Origin of the sequence: Acinetobacter sp. SwsAc4, assembly GCF_013391535.1 — a bacterium.
Lineage (GTDB): Bacteria > Pseudomonadota > Gammaproteobacteria > Pseudomonadales > Moraxellaceae > Acinetobacter.
The window spans coordinates 14,656-28,641 of the sequence record NZ_JACAXC010000010.1 but is presented as its reverse complement, the minus strand read 5'-3'; the positions used below and the strand labels follow the sequence as shown (position 1 = coordinate 28,641).

The 13,986-nt window shown below is 37.5% G+C and carries 15 protein-coding genes; 7 read left to right on the top strand and 8 right to left on the bottom strand.

Annotated elements, in window-relative coordinates; translation table 11 throughout:
• The first annotated feature begins 82 nt into the window (after window positions 1-82).
• The 5 genes from HYG88_RS06925 to HYG88_RS06905 all read left to right on the top strand — a co-directional run bounded on the left by HYG88_RS06925 (window position 83) and on the right by HYG88_RS06905 (window position 3,906).
• Window positions 83-412 (top strand): hypothetical protein, encoded by a 330-nt coding sequence (locus HYG88_RS06925; protein ID WP_005160011.1) that lies wholly within the window; start codon window positions 83-85, stop codon window positions 410-412.
• Between the two features lie 119 nt (window positions 413-531).
• Window positions 532-1,650: a signal recognition particle-docking protein FtsY gene (gene ftsY, locus HYG88_RS06920; RefSeq protein ID WP_005160012.1), complete on the top strand. Its 1,119-nt coding sequence runs from the start codon at window positions 532-534 to the stop codon at window positions 1,648-1,650.
• A gap of 175 nt (window positions 1,651-1,825) precedes the next feature.
• Entirely contained in the window at window positions 1,826-2,422 is a 597-nt protein-coding gene (locus HYG88_RS06915; protein ID WP_004662314.1) for a nitroreductase family protein, read from the top strand.
• A gap of 223 nt (window positions 2,423-2,645) precedes the next feature.
• The gene (locus HYG88_RS06910) at window positions 2,646-3,323 is read left to right on the top strand and encodes a DUF2057 domain-containing protein (RefSeq protein ID WP_005160013.1); all 678 of its coding nucleotides are present in this window, start codon (window positions 2,646-2,648) and stop codon (window positions 3,321-3,323) included.
• 61 nt (window positions 3,324-3,384) lie between these two features.
• Complete coding sequence (locus HYG88_RS06905; protein WP_005160014.1) at window positions 3,385-3,906, top strand: GNAT family N-acetyltransferase; 522 nt, start codon at window positions 3,385-3,387, stop codon at window positions 3,904-3,906.
• Between the two features lie 141 nt (window positions 3,907-4,047).
• Here HYG88_RS06905 and HYG88_RS06900 read toward each other — a convergent pair whose 3' ends face one another.
• From HYG88_RS06900 to HYG88_RS06865, 8 genes are all read right to left on the bottom strand, one after another.
• Entirely contained in the window at window positions 4,048-4,344 is a 297-nt protein-coding gene (locus HYG88_RS06900; RefSeq protein ID WP_005160016.1) for a cyd operon YbgE family protein, read from the bottom strand.
• A gap of 4 nt (window positions 4,345-4,348) precedes the next feature.
• A complete protein-coding gene (gene cydX, locus HYG88_RS06895) occupies window positions 4,349-4,450 on the bottom strand; it encodes a cytochrome bd-I oxidase subunit CydX (protein WP_002120988.1) in 102 nt (33 codons plus the stop codon).
• Window positions 4,451-4,464: 14 nt separating this feature from the next.
• A complete protein-coding gene (cydB, locus tag HYG88_RS06890) occupies window positions 4,465-5,610 on the bottom strand; it encodes a cytochrome d ubiquinol oxidase subunit II (protein WP_005160018.1) in 1,146 nt (381 codons plus the stop codon).
• Entirely contained in the window at window positions 5,607-7,184 is a 1,578-nt protein-coding gene (locus tag HYG88_RS06885; protein ID WP_005160020.1) for a cytochrome ubiquinol oxidase subunit I, read from the bottom strand. The genes cydB and HYG88_RS06885 overlap by 4 nt, the downstream gene beginning before the upstream one ends.
• Window positions 7,184-7,375, bottom strand: coding sequence for a cytochrome oxidase putative small subunit CydP (gene cydP, locus HYG88_RS06880; protein WP_005160022.1), 192 nt, complete (start codon window positions 7,373-7,375; stop codon window positions 7,184-7,186). Before cydP ends, HYG88_RS06885 begins: the two co-directional genes overlap by 1 nt.
• Window positions 7,376-7,942: 567 nt before the next feature.
• A complete protein-coding gene (locus HYG88_RS06875) occupies window positions 7,943-8,554 on the bottom strand; it encodes an OB-fold-containig protein (RefSeq protein ID WP_171062101.1) in 612 nt (203 codons plus the stop codon).
• Between the two features lie 22 nt (window positions 8,555-8,576).
• The gene (locus HYG88_RS06870) at window positions 8,577-8,882 is read right to left on the bottom strand and encodes a Rieske (2Fe-2S) protein (RefSeq protein ID WP_087545480.1); all 306 of its coding nucleotides are present in this window, start codon (window positions 8,880-8,882) and stop codon (window positions 8,577-8,579) included.
• A 16-nt stretch (window positions 8,883-8,898) separates the two neighbouring features.
• Window positions 8,899-9,912: an adenosine kinase gene (locus HYG88_RS06865; RefSeq protein WP_005160027.1), complete on the bottom strand. Its 1,014-nt coding sequence runs from the start codon at window positions 9,910-9,912 to the stop codon at window positions 8,899-8,901.
• 181 nt (window positions 9,913-10,093) lie between these two features.
• Between HYG88_RS06865 and HYG88_RS06860 the strand changes: the two genes are divergently transcribed.
• On the top strand, window positions 10,094-10,873 hold the full coding sequence (locus HYG88_RS06860; RefSeq protein ID WP_005160030.1) for a hypothetical protein: 780 nt from the start codon (window positions 10,094-10,096) through the stop codon (window positions 10,871-10,873).
• Between the two features lie 162 nt (window positions 10,874-11,035).
• The gene (locus HYG88_RS06855) at window positions 11,036-13,975 is read left to right on the top strand and encodes an insulinase family protein (protein WP_005160037.1); all 2,940 of its coding nucleotides are present in this window, start codon (window positions 11,036-11,038) and stop codon (window positions 13,973-13,975) included.
• Window positions 13,976-13,986 lie beyond the last annotated feature (11 nt).

The window sequence follows — 13,986 nt, the reverse complement described above, 5'->3', positions numbered from 1 at the left end:
ACTTACTAGCGGTGAATTATTGAACGCTACACTTGTCCTAAGCGAGCTAGACACATACACTACATCTAATTCGAGGTAGATTATGCTGTCTATAATTTCTAAACATAAATTTTTACAATCCAAATTAGGGTTGAAAATTGACCAATTTTATAATGCTTTGGTCAGTATCATTATTTTGTCTATTTTTATCCTTGCATTTTATGCATTGAAACTTCCTGTCAATCCTTTGCAATATCAACAAGTACTTCAGTTTTCACAGCAAGCCAGTCATCCTAAAACACAACAAATGGCAGTACATATACTGGAAAATTCTCAGATTCGCCGTGAAGATTATTTAAAGCTTTTGAACGCTTATCAATTTGAATCTAGTCGAATCAAAGAGTACCCAGCGATGGCACAAGAAGATGAATAAGTTTTAATCGACTCATTTCTATTTATAAATGAACAGTTTGCCTTAGTCAGGAAAAAGAAATCAATTTGTGCTAGACTGACCATCTTTAAAAAAGCTGCTTTTTTTCTCAAGGAATCGACATGCAACAGCAATCGAATATGCAAAATAAATTCTTGATAAATGCCGATATCGGAGATGACGATGTCACATTACCAAGTTTACCTGCTGTCGATGTTCCCATTATTGAGCCAGTAGCTAAAAATACTGTTGAAACGCCATCACCTGTAGTTGTGGAAGAAACATCTGTTCCTGCTATTACAGAAGAAGCCAAGTCAACGGGTTTCTTTGGTCGTATGAAGGATGGTTTGGCTAAAACGCGTCGTAGTTTTACCGATGGTATGGTCAATATCTTAATTGGTGGCAAAGAAATTGATGATGAGTTATTAGAAGAAGTTGAAGAACAGCTACTCATCGCCGACATTGGTGTCGATGCGACCAAAACTATTATCGCGAATCTTACTGAAAGAACTGCGCGTGGAGATTTAATTTATTCGCATGCGCTCTACAAAGCATTACAAGAAGAGTTGGTTGCATTACTTGCGCCACGTGTAAAACCATTACATATCGATCCAAATAAATCGCCTTATGTGATTTTAATGGTGGGTGTAAATGGCGTAGGTAAAACGACGACGATTGGTAAACTGGCTAAACGTTTACAAGGTGAAGGAAAAAAAGTCATGCTAGCGGCGGGTGATACTTTCCGTGCTGCAGCGACTGAGCAACTACAAATTTGGGGTGAACGTAACGATATTCCAGTTGTCGCTCAGGGGCATGGTGCTGATAGTGCGTCGGTTATCTTTGATGCTTTTGAAAGCGCGCGCGCGAAAGGCATTGATGTTCTAATTGCTGACACAGCAGGTCGTTTGCAAAATAAATCAAATCTTATGGAAGAGTTGAAAAAAGTTAAACGTGTGATGCAGAAGATTGATGCAACGGCACCGCATGAAATTATGTTAATTGTAGATGCGGGCACAGGTCAAAATGCAATTAACCAAGTACAACTGTTTGATGAGGCGGTTGGCTTAACGGGTATTACGATTACTAAACTTGATGGTACAGCGAAAGGTGGTGTGTTATTTAATATCGCGAGTCGTACCCATGTGCCAATTCGTTATATCGGTGTCGGTGAAAAGATTGATGATTTACGCCCATTCTCAGCAAAATCATTTGTTGCGGCATTATTTGAAACTGATAAGTAATTAGTTTATGTTAAAAGAACTCCACTCAATGTGGAGTTTTTTTATAGTTCACAAATAGTATTGTTTCAAAAATAAAACGATATGTCATATTTTTTAGACTATTCCTAAAAAATGTATCGTTATACACTACATTCAATCCAAGATAACGCCTTAAAGGTATAGTAGGAATAACAACATGAGTAACTTTCTAAATAGCATTAAATCACGTCGTACCATTTATGCAATTGGTAAAAATCTTACAGTTGACCAAGCAACGATTGAAGAAACAATTCGCGAAGCAGTAAAACAAAGCCCATCATCATTCAACTCTCAAACTTCACGTGTTGTAACTTTATATGGTGAATCACATCATAAATTTTGGGAAATTGTTCGCGAAACTTTACGTAAAATGGTTCCAGCAGAAGCATTTGCAAATACTAGCGCGAAAATTGATAGTTTCTCAGCAGGTTTTGGTACGGCGTTATTTTATGAAGATCAAGATGTTGTAAAAGGTTTACAAGAGCAATTCGCATTGTATGCGGATAACTTCCCAGTTTGGTCTGAACATTCAAGTGCAATTGCACAGTTCGCAACATGGACTGCATTATCTGAAATTGGTGTTGGTGCATCATTACAGCACTATAATCCAATCGTGGATGCCGAAGTGGCTGAAACTTTTGATATTCCATCAAACTGGAAACTACGTGCACAGTTAGTATTCGGTTCTATTGAAGCGGCTGCTGGTGAAAAAACCTATATGGATGATGCTGCACGTTTCAAAACTTTTAACTAAGTAAATATACGTATGATTAAAAAGAGCACTCAATGTGCTCTTTTTTTATTTAAGGGTTTGTATTCGCCAAAAGAACTATGGCGCTTAGCATTAGAATTGATGTATATATCTTAAAAAAGCCAAATTGTTGGAATAGACAGTTTTGTTTTATGTCATAAAATGGTCATAATCGCAGAGCATAGTTCTTACGATTTCATAAATTGTTTATATCGAGAAGAGTCTAATGTCTTTAAGAGTTGGTGTTGCTGCTTTCGGGTTATTATTGAGTAGTTCAGTTTTTTCGGCAGTCACAATCACTGCACCTGAAGAAATCGTGATTCTTGCGGTAAATGGTCAAGAAGTAAATAATGGGTTAATTCCTTCAAAGAAAAACAACTATCAGGTTGATGCTGGTAATTTGACACTGAATGTACGTTACCGTGAATATTTTGAACATTTAAATGGTGAGCATGACATTGTCAAGTCAGGTGTTGTCACTATTCAGGCATCTGACCTACAAGATAATAGGTCTTATACGTTGGCACTGGTAAATGCTCCAAAAGACTTTAGTGAAGCAAAAAAATTTGCTGAACAGCCTACGGTTGCTTTATATGATCAAAGCAAAAAACTTGTAGTACAGCAAACAGGTGCAAATAATGAAGCTCAACCGTGGTTTTCAGGTAATAGTTTACTAGGTCGTACTTTAGATTTAACCCAAAAAAACAAAAATAATGTCGTGAATCAACCTGCACCCGTATATGCAGCTTCGACAACAAGTGTAGCACCTGTTGCTGTAACAGCAACAACGGCAGTATCGGGCAATATAAAAACCACAGATCAGCAACTCGTAGACTTGTGGCAAAAAGCATCAAAAGCTGAGCGTCAAAAATTTATGGCGTGGTTAGCAGGGCAAACGAACTAATTGCTCCACTGTAAAAGAACCGATGTTATCATCGGTTTTTTATTGAGCGTATAAAATAGAAATGTCTTTAAACATTAGAACTGCAAAAAATGATGATGTAGCGCAATTGGTTGAATTAATCAATTTGGCTTATCGGGCTCAATCTGAGCGAAGTTGGACCACCGAAAAAGCATTTGTAGATGGAACACGCATTACTAATGAGCAATTGAGTGAAGACTTGAGCCGATCCAATTTTAAACTGTTTGTTGGTGAGAATGAACAAGGTTTGTTAGTTGCTTGTATTGGACTCAGTCTTTATCATAATTCTGTTGAAATTGGAACTTTTGCGATAGATTCATCGGTTCAAAACTTAGGATATGGCAAACAAATGCTCAATTATGTTGAAGCATATGTTGCACAGAGTTGTTCGGAAGTTCGAGATTTAATTATGTATGTCTTGGATGTTCGCTCTGAGTTAATCGCATATTATCAGCGTCGTGGTTATCAAATTACAGGTCATACAGAGCCTTATCCTGTAAATGCAAATGTAGGTCAGCCGTTGGTGCCAATTCAGTTAATTGAAATGAAAAAGACGATCATATAGTCTATTGATTATAAATTAAAAATTTTATTACTCAATATTTTAAATTACATTGTAATTACTTTGTATGTTATTAAATGATCATTCAAAACGACACAAAAAAGAGGAAGCCATGCTTCCTCTTTATATTTGATTTGTTAAAGATTAATTACCAATCCAAATATAATAGCCTAAGATCATCAGAGGCCATGCAATATAAGGACTAAATAACCATTTCCATAACCAAAATCTTGGTATAAACCCAACACCATGAATAAAACCGCCAGAAATACCGACCATGACGAGCATCAGCATACTGTGGTTGTAGTGACCATTGGCATCTAACATTAATGATGGGTGTACCAATAAAATAGCAGCAAGTGGCAATGCCAACAAAAACGAAACGGTCATTGCAAGCACTTGAGCTTTACTATTCTTCGGTGTTGTCATTGCTTCAGCCATTTTATTATTCCTCATCTAAATCTTGATGGTGTTCGATATAGAGTGCACTGAGTACACCTGCGAAGCATGCCATCAAAATGCCTAGAATCCATGCAAAATACCACATTTCACATCTCCTCATTAGTACAAACTATGTGAATTTTCTTCAATGTGTTTGTTAGTGATGACACCCCACATTTTGTAATAAGACCAAGAGGTATAGATCAAAATGAGAGGAACAAAAATACAAGCAGCAACAGTCATTACACCAAGAGTTTTGTGACTAGAAACAGCATCCCACATCGTTAAACTTGATGTTGGGTTGATACTTGATGGCAATAAGAATGGGAATAATGCAAAACCAGCAGTTAAGATAGCACCCACAATCATCAGACTCGTACCTGTAAAGCTTGCAGCTGCCTTACGTTTTCCAGCACTAAGAATAACCAATAATGCACCTAGGATTGCAACAATTGGTGCAGCCATAGTAATTGGGTAAGTTGAGTAGTTATTCAACCAACCATGGTTTGCATTTGTTACCACTTCTTTTGCAAGTGGGTTTAATGCAGCATTAGTATTAACAGCAGTAGCATAACTATAGCCTGAGATATTTCCAAACAATAACCAAGCGCCAGCCGCTAAGAAACATACAAGGAATGCGATTGCCATAATTTGAGTTGCTTTAGCCGAACGGTTATGTAAATCACCATCAGTACGAAGCATTAACCATGCGCCGCCATGAGCAGATAACATTGACAAACTCACGATACCGCAAATCAACGCAAATGGATTCAATAATGCAAAGAAGCTGCCTGTGTATTCAGAACGTAAGGTGTCGTCTAAGCTAAATGGTACGCCCAAAAATAAGTTACCAAATGCAACACCGAATACTAGTGCTGGTACAGCACCACCAATGCATAGACCCCAATCCCAAGAAGTACGCCATTGGGTGTTTTCTAATTTAGAACGATAGTCAAATCCAACGGGTCTGAGGAATAGCGCAAATAGAACGAGTAGTAATGCCCAATACATTCCAGAGAAAGCGACAGCATAAACCATTGGCCATGCAGCAAAAAGTGCACCACCAGCGGTAATAAACCAGACTTGGTTACCATCCCAGTGTGGTGCAATCGTATTGATTGCAGCACGTCTTTCAGAATCAGTTTTACCTACAAATGGCATCAGCGCCATTGAGCCCATATCAAAACCATCGGTGAGGGCAAAGCCAATCAGTAATACACCAACCAATACCCACCAAATAATTTTTAGGAGTTCATATTCGATCATGATTGAGCCTCCCCAGTTTTTGCAGCTAGTTTTTCAAAATGATATTTACCAGTGTGCAACGAACTTGGACCTAAACGAGCAAATTTGATCATTAAGTACATTTCAATAATGAGCAGTACCGTATAGAACGCAGCAAGTGCAATAATTGATCCCCATACATCACCTGTGCTTAAAGAAGATGCAGATAGATGTGTTGGTAAAACTTCACCAATAGACCATGGTTGACGACCACCTTCAGCTACATACCAACCTGTTTGAATTGCAATCCATGGTAGTGGAAGAGCAAATAGAGCAAATTTAAGTAACCACGGTTTTGTTTCGGCATTACGTTTAGCGACTGACCACGCAGCCAGTAGGAAAAGTAATAACATTAATGCACCAGAAGCCACCATCGCACGGAACGAGAAAAATAATGCAGCGACATTTGGAATGGTATCTTTAGTTGCTGCTTTGATATGTTCTTCAGTTGCGTCAACAACATTCGGTGTATATTTCTTTAATAGCAGACCATAGCCTAAGTCTTTTTGATTTTTTTGAAATGATGCAAGTAACTCTGGGGACTGATCGCCTGCACGGAGTTTTGTTAATTCGCTATACGCCACCATACCATTACGAATACGGATTTCATGCTCTTTCATCAAGTCATGTAAGCCAGTAACTTCTTTGTCTGTCGAGCGAGTTGCAATGATACCCATAACATATGGAATTTTAATTGCATAATCGGTACGCATTTCTTTTTGGTTAGGAATACCAAATAAAGTAAATGCGGCAGGTGCGGGTTCAGTGTGCCATTCAGCTTCAATTGCAGCGAGTTTAGTTCTTTGCACATCACCCAATTCATAACCTGATTCATCACCAAGTAAAATGACGCAGAAAGTTGAAGCTAAACCAAAAATTGCAGCAATCGCGAAAGAGCGACGAGCAAAGGGCATATCACGTTTCTTTAGCATATAATAGCTTGAGATGGCGAGTACAAAAACTGCACCTGTGACATAACCAGCAGAAACGGTATGTACAAATTTTACTTGAGCGACTGGGTTAAAAATCAATGCACCGAAGTCCACAAGTTCCATACGCATGGTTTCGTAGTTAAACGCAGCACCAACTGGGTTTTGCATCCAACCATTGGCGATCAAAATCCATAATGCCGACATATTTGAGCCAATCGCGACTAACCAAGTTACACCTAAGTGCTGAACTTTAGAAAGGCGATCCCAGCCAAAGAAGAATAGACCAATAAAAGTCGATTCTAGGAAGAAAGCCATTAAGCCTTCAATTGCAAGCGGTGCACCAAAGATGTCGCCTACATAGTGAGAATAATAAGCCCAATTGGTACCAAACTGGAATTCCATCGTTAAACCAGTAGTTACACCTAAGGCAAAGTTAATCCCGAAGAGTTTCCCCCAAAATTTGGTCATATCTTTGTAAATTTCTTTACCAGAAATCACGTAAGTGGTTTCCATGATGGCAAGAATAAAAGCTAGACCTAAAGTTAGAGGGACGAAAAGAAAGTGATACATTGCGGTCATTGCAAATTGGAACCGCGAAAGATCGACCACGCTTTCAGAAATCATCAACGTGTCTCCTGAGTTTTGGACATGTCACCAGCAATACGCTCGGCAACTTCATTGTTAAAATCTTTTGGAATCGTTGGGGCATCAAACCAGATATGTTTAATCACCATGAGAAGGGCAACTTTAATAATAAGAATAATCGTAATTTCTCTGATTAATCTTCGATTTTGATCTTGAGAACTCATGTTCATAGAACTTCGCCTCATATTTAAAAAACATGTAAAACATTATTAAATAAAATTCATTAAAAATAAACCTTTAAGGCTTTTAAATTGAATTAATTTTTATTTTATATAAAAATCAATTGTTTAAATAAATTTTGGTTAAATTTTGAAAATATTATTATTACCCAACTAAAATAATATGAATTAATTTAAAAAACTGATTAAAACAGTTGTATTTATATTTTTAAATCTGATTAAAAAGGTTTGATTTATATTTAATTAAAAAAAATTTAAACCAACTAAAATAGTATGAATATAAAAATATAATATTTACAATCACTTAAAGAGTTCATTGTGCAATTAAGTAATTTTTATAATGGATTCTGCGCAAAACCTAGTGTATTTGTAGAGTCTGGTTTAAAAATATGTGAAATATCATCCTTCATTTTAGTCTGAAAGTTAGATCAATAAGTTGATAGAAATGGAAGAGGTGATTACACGTTTTTTACTTTTTCTTTATGTAACAAATTGTAATTTTAATAATGAATGAAAAAAATTCTAATCGCTTCAATTAGATTTCAACGGATTTTGGGTTCAGTCTGCGGTAAATAGTTTATTTGAAATAGAGATTTTTTTAGCAATATAGTATGAATTGGATTTCTGACTGATCAACAACACTTGAGATTGTAACTCTAATTCACCATATTCTGGCTCTACTTGTACATAATACAGTTGACCAAATTCATTGCGAACACGTGCTTGTGCAGAGAAGCCTGGACGTGCATTTCCCGTTGAGATTGTTGCTAAACGACCCACTAAGTTAATGTGAGTATGTGTGACTTTAGGTTTAATCACTTGGTCAAGACAATTAATCATAAACACTGTAAAAAAGATGTCGATAATCAAAGCAGGAACAAAAAGATAGTAAGGCGAGATAAAGTAGTGTTGTAAAGCAAAAAATGAAAGCTCTAGAAAATAACCTGCAAAACTAAAATTGATGAGTAAAAATACAAATATTAAGTATTTAGAAAATTTTACATCTAATAGCGGTGAATTTAATAACCACTCTGGTGTCATTTTCTTTACGAGATGACTTGGACGTAACCCAATAAAAATACCAATTGTTTCTGCAATGCTGAGCAAAATCAAAGCAACTACGCTCATGTGAAATGGCATAAGGTAGTAATTTAAAAAAAACTCAGTCATCGCAGAATTCATGATTTAGGTATTAGTCAATATAAATACCACCATCAGAGTGTACTTCCAAATTTACTTTTTCAAGGAATTCACCTAGACATGGTCCTGAAATACATTCACCAGTTTCTACTGAGAATAATGCTCCATGAGTTGAGCATTGGATATACTCACGATCCTGATCTAAAAATTGATTTTCTAAATACTCAAGTTCAGTTTGCAAATGTGGGCAAACATTTTGATAAGCGTAAAAGCTACCATCTTTCTGAGTAATAAAGATTGTTGTTCCTTTCATGGTGTCATATGCACGAGACTCACGATCTGGAACTTCTTCAGTCATGCAAATCTTTTCCATTTTAAGCATATTCCTGTTGAGAATTTTTAAATTGTTCAAATAATTTGGCATAGTTTTCAACGGCTAAGCGTGGACCAAATTGTGCAACAACTTCACTAGAAATTAAAATAGCCAGTTGAGCCGCAGCTTTTAAAGTTAAACCAGCGTTAATGGCATATAAGAATGCACCAGCAAAAGCATCGCCAGCACCGTTAGTATCAACGGCATGAACTTCACGACCAGCAACGTGGAATTGTTGTTCAGGGTCAATGATGACTGCGCCATTTGCGCCTTGAGTGATGACAATATGTTGATTCTTTGATTTTAAAACTTCAATAGCTGCATCAAGTGTTTCAGTATTACTGAACATTAGCGCTTCTTGTTCATTACAGAATAACAAGTCAACGCCGTCATCTAAGAGTTCTTCTAGGCCTTGACGTGCATATTGCACCATTGCAGGATCAGACAATGAGAGGGCGATTTTAACGCCATGTGCTTTGGCAAGTTCACGTGCTTGTTTAACCGCGACACGAGCAGTATCACTTGTCGATAAGTATCCTTCGATATAGAGCCATTTTGCAGCTTTCAACGGTTCAAAATCGATTTGTTCAGCAGTTAATTCAGCGGTAATGCCTAGATAGGTATGCATGGTACGTTCTGAATCAGGACTGATCAGTACCATACAAGTTCCTGTTACGCCTTCACTGATTGATTGGGTTGTGGTCTGGATACCAGCATCATTTAAACCATTCAGATAAATTGAACCAAGTTCGTCGTTACCTACACGGCATCCATAAAAAGCTGTACCACCTAGAGCACTGAATGCAACAGTTGTGTTTGCAGCCGACCCACCACTTGCTTGACCTTTATAGTTTTGGGTGTCTTGTAATTCTTGATATAAAGCAGCCTGAGTTTCACCATCGGTCAACTGCATTGTGCCTTTTTGCAAAGCTTGCTGTGTTAAAAACTCATTTGAGACTTTAAATTCTTGGTCAATCAGCGCATTACCAATTGCAAAAAGATCAACAGTTGTCATGTTTGTCATCACATTAAAAAATCAAAAAGCAAAGTTTACACTAATGCTCTGGATTACAGTAGTTTGTTGGAAAAATTAGCGTAGTTCTAAATAGTTAATTGTTGCGTTGATCTGTTTTAATTTTTATTTAAGCGGACCAATCAAGAATAAAAATATTTAATGAACAAGGAGCCGAAATTCTATGGCGATACTTCAGGCGACAACTTCCAGTTCACATGAACTTTTGTCAAAAGTTCCACAAGTCACAGCTTTATTCTGGGTGACTAAAATTTTTGCCACAACATTTGGAGAGACGGCTGGAGATGCTGTTTCCATGTCACTCAATCTAGGTTATTTGATTAGCACTTTTATTTTTGCTTTCATTTTTATTGCGTTGGTTATTTTTCAGATTCGTGCAAAAACGTACCAACCATTTCTATACTGGTTCACGATCATTGCGAGTACAACAGTTGGAACGACATTGGCTGACTTTATGGATCGGTCTTTGGGGATTGGTTATATCGGTGGCAGTTCATTATTATTGTTGTTGGTCTTGTTGTCTTTATGGGTATGGAACACATCTGAAGGTAATATTTCACCAGATACTATCAATAATGTTCGTACCGAATGGTTTTATTGGATCACAATCACTTTTTCACAAACACTCGGAACAGCTTTGGGTGATTGGTCTGCTGATACTGCTGGTTTGGGTTATACAGGTGGAATTGCTTTATTTTCTGGATTGATTTTATTGCTTGTTGCTCTGCACTTTTTAACACGAGTATCGAAAACCTTATTATTCTGGGCTGCTTTTGTATTGACTCGTCCATTGGGCGCCGTAGTTGGAGATTTTTTGGACAAGCCACTCAGTTCTGGAGGGCTGGACTTGAGCCGTTTTACAGCTTCTATCGTATTGTTGGTGATTATCCTTGGGTGTGTATATTGGTCGAAACACAAGCACACTCGCTTAAATCCAACGTAAACATTTTTATATTCGATGAAATCACAGAGAAAAAATGCGTTGAATTTTGGTTGGCGCATTTTTCTACAAAAACATACCAATTTACATGGATATCCATGTGTATTCTTCGGTAGACTCTCTATATTAAATTAGTGTTATTTAAATAGATAAATTGGAGATCACATGACTGTAGATGTTACTGAAAGCATTACTCAAACCATTCATCCCGCGTTTCAGCTATTACGTCAACACCATGTAGAAGCACTCGATATTCAAGTTTCAGAATATAAGCATAAAGTAACTGGTGCTGTTCACTACCATTTGGCCACAAATCACGATGAAAATGTATTTTTGGTGGCATTTAGAACTCAACCGATGGATTCTAAAGGAACAGCTCATATTTTAGAGCATACAGCTTTATGTGGTTCTGAAAAATTTCCTGTACGCGACCCATTCTTTTTAATGATTCGCCGTTCATTAAATACCTTTATGAATGCATTCACAGCAGCAGATTGGACAGCTTATCCATTTGCGACACAGAATAAAAAAGATTTTCAGAATTTATTGTCAGTGTATTTAGATGCTGCATTCGCTGCAAATTTGAATCCTTTAGATTTTGCTCAAGAAGGGATTCGAATTGAATTAGAGAATGATCAAGCCGTTTATAAAGGTGTGGTGTTCAATGAAATGAAAGGAGCGATGAGTTCACCTACAGATCAGCTCTATCACCAATTGGCACATCATTTATTCCCTGAAACGACCTATCACTATAATTCAGGTGGTGATCCTAAAGACATTCCTGATTTAACCTACGAACAGCTTGTTGATTTTTATAAAACACATTATCACCCAAGTAATGCAGTCTTTATGACTTTTGGTAATCAAACTGCCTATGATTTACAGGAGCAGTTTGAAAAATTAGCATTAAATAAGTTTTCTCAGGGTACAACATTATATTCAAAACCTGAAAAACGTTTATTGGCACCAATAGAAGTGACTGAAAGCTATGCAGTTGATAGCGAAGACTTAAAAGATAAAACTTATCATGTGATGTCATGGTTACTCCCTGAAACCAGTGACATTAAATTACGTTTAGGTATGCGTTTAGTAGAAGGGATTTTATTAGAAAATTCAGCGTCGCCATTGCGTCATTATTTAGAAACTTGTGGTTATGCACAGTCAACGGGTCCATTGATGGGAGTTGATGATAGTAACTTCGAAATGACGTTCTATTGTGGCGTACAAGGCTCGAATGAAGAACATGCTGAAACATTTAAAAATGGTGTTTTAGATATTTTGAAAGAGGCTGCTTCAAAACCCATTGACCGTGATTTGGTTGATGCGATTTTACATCAAATTGAATTGCATCAACGTGAGATCAATGGTGATGGTACGCCTTATGGTTTAAGCCTTATTTTGAATGGTCTAGGTAGTGCAATTCACCATAATGATCCAATCCATGTTTGGGATGTGGATTCTGCAATTGAGCAAGTGAAAGAAGAATTGAAAGATCCAATGTGGTTGTCTAATTTAATTCAAACTCATTTGTTAGATAATCCGCATCGTGTACAAATGACCTTAGTGCCAGATGCGACCAAATCAGTAAAAGAGCAACAGGCTGAGCAAGCACGTTTGGCTGAAATTACTGCTAATTTGACAGAAGATCAAAAAATTGAAATTCAGCAAAAAACTGAAGCATTAAAACAACGTCAAGACACAGCTGATGATCTTGAGTTACTTCCTAAAGTTGGTTTGGAAGATGTGCCTGCGGATTTGCATATTGTTCAAGGTCAATTGCGTGAGATTATCTGTAATGGTCTGGATACACCATTAAATCTTTATCATGCAGGTACCAATGGTATTTACTATCAACAAGTTTTGATTCAGATTCCAGACGAAATCGTACAGTCGCCTTATTTCAACTTACTTTCTATCTTGATGGGTGAGGTTGGTGCAGGTGAGCATGATTATTTAGAATTCCAACAAATCCAAACGGCTGTAAGTGGCGGTTTGGGAATGGGAGCGTCTTTACGTAGCAAAGTGGATGATAAAGATCGAATTAGTGCTTGGTTGACGTTGACGACTAAATCATTGACTCAAAAGTTAGATTCTATTCAGTTGTTGAAACTTGCCTTTGAGCAGCTTCGTTTTGATGAAAAAGATCGCATTATCGAATTATTGCAACAACGAAAAACCCGTTGGCAGTCACGCTTGTCAGGTTCTGGACATAGTTATGCAATGCAAATTGCTTCTCGTCAAATGAGTGCATTAGCTCGACGTGACTATCATAATACTGGTTTAGGCGCATTGAATTGGCTTACTCACTTGGTCAATAAGATTGATCAGGATGATACGGCTTATGAAGCTTTAATCGCTGAATTACAGGCAATTCATCGTAAGTTATTACAAGCACCTAAACAGTTTTTATTGGTTTGCGAAGAACATCAGTCTGATCGTTTAGTTGAAGAGATTCAAAACGTTTGGGATAAACTGGCTGTTGATAAATCACCTGTAAGCCTAACCGAAGTTGAACACGTCAATACAGAAAATGATGAAGCATGGCTCATTCAGACCAATGTACAGTTCTGTGCTTCCGCCTATCAGGCGGTTGATGTTGCTCATGCAGATGCAGCACCATTGATGGTATTGGCTGCGTATTTACGTAATGGTTTCTTACATAGTGCCATTCGTGAAAAAGGTGGAGCGTATGGTGGTGGAGCCAGTTATGATGGCAATGCCTGCTCATTCCGTTTCTATAGCTACCGTGATCCACGATTGGCGGAAACATTTAATGATTTTGAAGCCAGTGTGCAATGGTTGCTGAATACTGAACAACAGCCACATCAGCTTGAAGAGGCGATTTTAGGTCTGGTTGCAAGTATGGATAAGCCTGGCTCACCTGCTGGTGAAGCAATTACAGCGTGTTATGCATTGCTGCATGCCCGCACACCGAAATTCCGTAAAATGCTACGTGAACGCCTGTTGAATATAACTCTGGAAGATTTAAACCGTGTGGCAAAACAGTATCTGGTGGAACAAAAGCCTGTGAAGGCAGTGGTTGCGCCATTTGCTAAGCGTGAAGAGTTACAGAAACTTGGCTTTAATATTCAACAAGTAAATTAAAAGAAAAATTG

Coding starts and splice junctions, on each gene's coding strand:
- HYG88_RS06925 (WP_005160011.1), top strand. CDS start 83: ATGCTGTCTATAATTTCTAAACATAAATTTTTACAATCCAAATTAGGG.
- HYG88_RS06860 (WP_005160030.1), top strand. CDS start 10,094: ATGGCGATACTTCAGGCGACAACTTCCAGTTCACATGAACTTTTGTCA.
- HYG88_RS06865 (WP_005160027.1), bottom strand. CDS start 9,912: ATGACAACTGTTGATCTTTTTGCAATTGGTAATGCGCTGATTGACCAA.
- HYG88_RS06910 (WP_005160013.1), top strand. CDS start 2,646: ATGTCTTTAAGAGTTGGTGTTGCTGCTTTCGGGTTATTATTGAGTAGT.
- HYG88_RS06870 (WP_087545480.1), bottom strand. CDS start 8,882: ATGACTGAAGAAGTTCCAGATCGTGAGTCTCGTGCATATGACACCATG.
- HYG88_RS06855 (WP_005160037.1), top strand. CDS start 11,036: ATGACTGTAGATGTTACTGAAAGCATTACTCAAACCATTCATCCCGCG.
- HYG88_RS06885 (WP_005160020.1), bottom strand. CDS start 7,184: ATGATTTCTGAAAGCGTGGTCGATCTTTCGCGGTTCCAATTTGCAATG.
- HYG88_RS06875 (WP_171062101.1), bottom strand. CDS start 8,554: ATGACTGAGTTTTTTTTAAATTACTACCTTATGCCATTTCACATGAGC.
- cydX (WP_002120988.1), bottom strand. CDS start 4,450: ATGTGGTATTTTGCATGGATTCTAGGCATTTTGATGGCATGCTTCGCA.
- cydB (WP_005160018.1), bottom strand. CDS start 5,610: ATGATCGAATATGAACTCCTAAAAATTATTTGGTGGGTATTGGTTGGT.
- ftsY (WP_005160012.1), top strand. CDS start 532: ATGCAACAGCAATCGAATATGCAAAATAAATTCTTGATAAATGCCGAT.
- HYG88_RS06905 (WP_005160014.1), top strand. CDS start 3,385: ATGTCTTTAAACATTAGAACTGCAAAAAATGATGATGTAGCGCAATTG.
- HYG88_RS06915 (WP_004662314.1), top strand. CDS start 1,826: ATGAGTAACTTTCTAAATAGCATTAAATCACGTCGTACCATTTATGCA.
- HYG88_RS06900 (WP_005160016.1), bottom strand. CDS start 4,344: ATGGCTGAAGCAATGACAACACCGAAGAATAGTAAAGCTCAAGTGCTT.
- cydP (WP_005160022.1), bottom strand. CDS start 7,375: ATGAACATGAGTTCTCAAGATCAAAATCGAAGATTAATCAGAGAAATT.